The following is a 5,629-nucleotide window of genomic DNA, read 5'->3' on the forward strand; positions in this document are numbered from 1 at the left end:
AAATCAATGCACTCTAAAACCGGAAGAGCCCCTTTAGAAGCCTTCAAGTACTTCGTAGAGGGCGGTGGCTAGGGTTAGTCGCCGTCGCTAGCTGTGCTTGGCTGTTAATGTCATGTCGACCAACTGCAGGAAGCGTATAACGTAGTCTTTGACAAAGCCTGCGGTGCCTTCATTGAGATGGCCGGAGTCTTCGAAGAGGGTGGGGGATTGGCCAAGGAATACCTCGGGCTGACCAGGAAGCGGCATATCGAAGTAGGACAGGGCGAGCCGGAGGTTCTTCTGTGAACTGTAGCCGCCCATGCGGCCTACAGAGTGACTGATGATACCTGCGGGAAGGTTCTTCCAAGCCACATCCGAGTTGGGCTTGGAACCGATGTCCACTGCATTCTTGAGACAGGCAGGGATAGTACGGTTATTTTCCGGGGTAACAAAGAGGACGCCGCTCGAGTTCTTGATGGTGTCGCGGAAAGTGGTGTACTCAGCTGGAATGGGCTTGTCCGTGACCGAGGGGTCATCGTAGTCGAAGTCATAGAGCGGCAAGTCACGGATTTCAACGATGTCTGCCTGGTAGTTTTCAGGGATCATTGTGAGCACTTCGTGTGCAATCTTGCGCGCAAATGAGCCGCGGCGCAGGCTGCCGACGATAACACTAATGCGTGGGGTGGTCATAGGAAGTCCTTTCTTCTTAGTTGGGCGTAGGTACGTGCGATCAAGGGAGAAAAGGCTTGCAGCCAAAGGCAGGCGGTGGCCCGGCGGCGTGGGCGGCAGTAAGAAAGTTATCCACTTTGTCTTCTTCATGGCGGAAGTACAGTTCGATGAGTCCTAACAGTCCCCCGAGGACGGCCTCCCGTGCGGCGGACGTATCCAAAAGCCGCATGGCTGCTGGTTGGTTTCCTTCGCGGATGGCTTCAAACAGCGCGATGGTCTCAAGCCAGCTTCCTTGGTCTGGTCGTGGAAACGGTTTAGAAATCCCAGTCATCATCACTCGTTTCTTCAGCGGTGCCAATGACATAGGAGGAACCGGAGCCGGAGAAGAAGTCATGGTTTTCATCTGCTCCAGGTGCTAGGGCAGCGAGGATTTCCGGGTTCACTTCCGTTTCTTCAGGTGGGAAGTAGTCCGGGTAGCCCAAATTCATGAGCGCCTTATTGGCGTTATAGCGAACGAATACAGCTACATCATCCATGAGCCCCAACGGCTCATATAGCTCGCCGGAATAATCCAGCTCTAGGGCATAAAGCTCTTCGAGCAAGGAAATAGTGAAATCATGCATCTCCTGTTGCCGTTGTGGAGCAGACGTTTCCAGTCCGCGCTGGTACTTGTAGCCTGAGTAGTAACCGTGCACTGCCTTGTCACGCAGAATGAGGCGAATCATGTCTGCCGTATTTGTCAGGGTGGCGTGGACGGAAAAATGCAGGGGAAGATAGAAACCCGCGTAGAGAAGCAGCGAGGAAAGCAGCGTCGATGACACTTTGCGCTTGAGTGGATCGGGTCCAAAATAATGAGTGAGCACTTTTTTGGCGCGTGCCTGGAGAAGGTCATTATTCACCGCCCAGCGGTATGCCTCATCAATTTCTTTCGTACTGCTCAAAGTAGAAAACACTGAAGAGTAAGAACGGGCATGGACTGATTGCATGAAGGCGATGTTGGTATACACGGCCTCCTCGTGCTCGGTGCGGGCATCTTGGATCTGACAGATTTCGCCCACAGTGGCCTGGACGGTGTCCAGGGTGGTGAGTCCCGTGAACACCCGCATGGTGAGGTTGCGTTCCTCCGGTGTCATCCTCTGCCACGCCGGGAGATCGTTTGAAAGTGGAACCTTTTCTGGCAACCAAAAGTTGGCGGTGAGGCGGTTCCACACTTCAAGATCCTTCTCATCGCTCACCCGATTCCAATTGATGGCGCGGATGCGGGCTGAAGGGTCATGCCGGTAACTTGGCGGCGTAACTGAGATGCTGGTTAGCTCAGCAGTGTTTGATGTTGAAGACATAGCTTCTTTCTTTCTTGATGGATGGTTGTGAATGAAGGAAGGACCGTGTTCCTACAGAGCACAGGAAACGCAGCCTTCGACCTCGGTTCCCTGGAGTGCAGGTTGGCGTAAACGGATGTAGTACAAGGTCTTGATTCCGGCTTTCCAGGCATAGATTTGTGCCTTGTTGATGTCCCGCGTAGTGGTGTCAGCGGTGAAGAACAAAGTCAGGGAAAGCCCTTGGTCCACGTGTTGGGTGGCCATAGCGTAGGTGTCGATGATTTTTTTGTACCCCACGGTGTAGGAGTCATCGAAATACTCCAAGTTGTCGTTGGTCATTTCCGGTGCGGGGTAGTACACGCGCCCCAAGCGGCCTTCCTTGCGTATTTCAATCTTGGAGGCAATCGGGTGTATGGACGCGGTGGAGTCATTGATGTAGGAAATTGATCCAGTGGGTGGAACTGCCTGCAAGTAGGCGTTGTAGATGCCGTCTTGCATCACTTGGTTCTTGAGCCACAGCCAATCCTCGCGTTGAGGAATCTGCACGCCAGCCTCATGGAATAGCTGTTTTACGTGGTCAGTGGCCGGCGCCCAGTCTTGGTCGATGTACTTGTCGAAGTAGACGCCAGTGGCATAGGTGGATTCTTCAAAGCCAGTGAATCGTTGACCTTTCTCAACCGCTAGCGCATGGGATGCACGGAGCGCATGATAGGTCACGGTCAGGAAATAGATATTTGTAAAGTCCAGTGCTTCGGCGCAGCCATAAGGAATACGCTTGGAAGCCAGGAAACCGTGGAGATTCATTTGGCCCAACCCGATGGCATGCATGGATGCATTACCGTGAGCGATGGAAGGAACAGCTTCGATATTTGTTAGGTCTGAGACCTTCGTGAGAGCGCGCACCGCGGTTTCAACAGTTTCCCCAAAGTCCGGTGATTCAAAAGCTTTAGCGATGTTGAGCGACCCTAGATTGCAGGAAATGTCCTGGCCAACGGTGGTGTAGTTACCTGAGGCGCCGTAGGTGGATGGCGTGTTGACCTGGAGGATCTCACTACACAGATTGGACATATTGATATGTCCTTTGAGGGGATTAGCGCGGTTGACCGTATCCTCAAAGAGTATGTAGGGGTATCCAGATTCAAACTGAAGCTCAGCCAGCGTGGTGAAAAACTCGCGGGCCTTGATAGTCGTATGAGAAATTCGCGGATTGGAAACCAGCTCGTCGTAATACTCGGTGATAGACATGTCAGACATGGCTACGCCGTACTCGCGAGCGATGTCATACGGGCTAAAAAGATGCATATCCTTGTTCTCTTTGGCCAGCTGGAAGGTTATATCTGGAATAACAACTCCCAGCGAAAGAGTCTTAATGCGGACTTTCTCATCGGCATTTTCCCGCTTGGTATCCAGGAAACGAAGAATATCTGGATGGTGCGCATGTAGGTAGACGGCTCCAGCGCCCTGTCGAGCGCCCAATTGGTTGGCATAGCTGAAGCTATCTTCCAGAATTTTCATGACTGGGACTACGCCGGAAGCTTGGTTCTCAATCTTTTTGATTGGGGCTCCGGATTCGCGCAGATTGCTCAGTAACAAGGCCACACCACCGCCGCGTTTTGAAAGCTGCAGTGCAGAGTTCACGCTGCGGCCAATGCTTTCCAAATTGTCTTCGATGCGAAGGAGGAAGCAGGAGACCATTTCGCCACGCTGGGCTTTTCCTGCGTTGAGAAAAGTAGGGGTGGCGGGCTGGAAGCGTCCGGTCATGATGTCATCCACCAGCTTCTCCGCAAGCTCTTCATCGCCCTGTGCAAGGTACAAAGCTGTGGTGGCGACGCGTTCTTCGTAGCCTTCCAGAAATCGCGAGCCATCAAAGGTTTTCAGTGCGTATGAAGTAAAGAACTTAAATGCGCCGAGGAAAGTGCGGAACTGATGCTTGGCTCGGTGGGCTCTGTCGTACATAGTGCACAGAAAATCGTCATCATAAAGCTCAAGGAATTCCCGCTCGTAGTATTCGTTATCAACCAACCACTCCAAGCGCTGCTTGGTGGATTCAAACTGATGCATGCGGGGAGTGACATGGTGCGCTAAAAAGTCTTGTGTTGCCTCAATGTCCTTGTCGAACTGGATTCTTCCCGAATCGTCGAATAGGTTCAGCTGCGCGTTGAGTGCATGGTAGCTCTTGCGCTTACCGACACCGCCGGCATCGTCTGCTGAAGCGGTGCGGGGCGTAGGGCCAATGGGCTGTGTGGGGGTGGCCTTAAGTGGCGGCATTGTGGTTTCCAATCTGTGTGTTGCGGATGTGGTCTTCATTTTGTGGGAAATCAATGGGGTGTAATTGTTAGTTGCTTTGCTGCTCCCAAAACTTGTGAAGGCCCTGCTTTACAGCGGCAACGTCCTTCTGCGTGCCGAGTAGCTCGAAGTGATACAGCTCTGGAACGTGGCACTTAGCGGAAATGATGCGGCCGGCGACGCAGTAAGCGCTTCCGAAGTTGGTATTGCCTGAGGTAATCACGCCCCGGATAAAGGAACGGTTGATTGGGTCATTGAGGAAGTCGATGACCTGTTTGGGGACTGCGCGTTTGAGCGAGCCACCGCCGTAGGTTGGAACGATGAGTACGTACGGGTGTGAAACCTGGATCATTCCGGTTTTCTTGGGCCGCAGTGGAATGCGCACTGCGGGTCTATCTAAGCGTTCGACGAATCTTTTTGTGTTTTCAGAAACGCTAGAAAAGTACACCAAATCTGGTGAGTCTGACATGACAATCCTGCTCATCCTGGCCTTAGCCATAAGTGGGATAGGTGATGATCGAAAAGATTAACTACGTACTACCGTAGTTGCAAACTACGCCGCACCGTAGTTTTTAAAAGGGCAGGTAGGGACAGGATTAATGAGAAAGGGAAAGACTACAGGCTGTGGTGTGCTACAAACACTGCGTCCGTAGCTGGGCGCCCAAGTACTACCCACTGAGTACTGTCGGCTACCTGTACTTCGAGCGATTCTGAAAAGGGCGTTCCTTCGCGCGTGGTAAGAACAGCCCCAATGACGATGCCTTGCTCTTTGAGGAAGGCCAGCAGTTGTGGGTCGGAATCAGAAATGCGTTCCACGGTCACCTGCGGTTGTGCGCCGCTGTCGGTGAGACGGTGCGCACTGGGGATAGTGACCTGTCCATCAACCGTAGGGATAGGGTCGCCGTGTGGATCCCTAGTGGGGTAATTGAGGAACTTATCCACGCGCTCTATGAGCATGTCAGACACCGCGTGTTCAAGATTTTCGGCTTCATCATGGACCTCGTCCCACGTATAATCCAATGCTTGAACCAAAAAAGACTCAAGCAATCGGTGGCGGCGCACCATGACCAATGCGTACTGCCTGCCAAGTTCGGTTAACTCCACAGAGCCATAGGGCGTGTGTGACACGAGCCCTTGCTTCGACATTTTGCGCACTGCATCGGAGACCGAGGAGAGCTTGAGTCCCAGCTGTTTCGCTATAAGTGTGGCGGTAACGGGCTCGGATGACCATTCCTTTAGCCCCCAGATAGCTTTCAAATAGTTCTGGGTACTGGTGGACAGCTCAGAAACAGACATGAGTAAATGTTAACCCAGCTTCCGTATGCGCCTTAGGCGCTGTGCCCCATGAAGCGTCCTGGGTTTAGTTCCGCTTCTTT

At 52.7% G+C, this 5,629-nt stretch carries 6 protein-coding genes; all 6 read right to left on the minus strand.

Going from position 1 to position 5,629, the window contains the following annotated elements; translation table 11 throughout:
• Positions 1 to 87: 87 nt before the first annotated feature.
• Positions 88 to 669 (minus strand): NADPH-dependent FMN reductase, encoded by a 582-nt coding sequence (locus tag HMPREF2559_RS01065; RefSeq protein WP_022862715.1) that lies wholly within the window; start codon positions 667 to 669, stop codon positions 88 to 90.
• Positions 670 to 709: 40 nt separating this feature from the next.
• On the minus strand, positions 710 to 982 hold the full coding sequence (locus tag HMPREF2559_RS12625) for a hypothetical protein (RefSeq protein ID WP_133065267.1): 273 nt from the start codon (positions 980 to 982) through the stop codon (positions 710 to 712).
• Positions 963 to 1,988, minus strand: coding sequence for a class 1b ribonucleoside-diphosphate reductase subunit beta (nrdF, locus tag HMPREF2559_RS01070; protein ID WP_034666259.1), 1,026 nt, complete (start codon positions 1,986 to 1,988; stop codon positions 963 to 965). The genes HMPREF2559_RS12625 and nrdF overlap by 20 nt, the downstream gene beginning before the upstream one ends.
• 51 nt (positions 1,989 to 2,039) lie before the next feature.
• A complete protein-coding gene (nrdE, locus tag HMPREF2559_RS01075) occupies positions 2,040 to 4,235 on the minus strand; it encodes a class 1b ribonucleoside-diphosphate reductase subunit alpha (protein WP_034666261.1) in 2,196 nt (731 codons plus the stop codon).
• 67 nt (positions 4,236 to 4,302) lie between these two features.
• On the minus strand, positions 4,303 to 4,752 hold the full coding sequence (gene nrdI, locus HMPREF2559_RS01080; RefSeq protein ID WP_052093126.1) for a class Ib ribonucleoside-diphosphate reductase assembly flavoprotein NrdI: 450 nt from the start codon (positions 4,750 to 4,752) through the stop codon (positions 4,303 to 4,305).
• Between the two features lie 116 nt (positions 4,753 to 4,868).
• A complete protein-coding gene (locus HMPREF2559_RS13435) occupies positions 4,869 to 5,549 on the minus strand; it encodes a metal-dependent transcriptional regulator (RefSeq protein WP_022862719.1) in 681 nt (226 codons plus the stop codon).
• Positions 5,550 to 5,629: the final 80 nt, after the last annotated feature.

Origin of the sequence: Corynebacterium sp. HMSC072G08, from assembly GCF_001809185.1 — a bacterium.
Lineage (GTDB): Bacteria > Actinomycetota > Actinomycetes > Mycobacteriales > Mycobacteriaceae > Corynebacterium > Corynebacterium phoceense.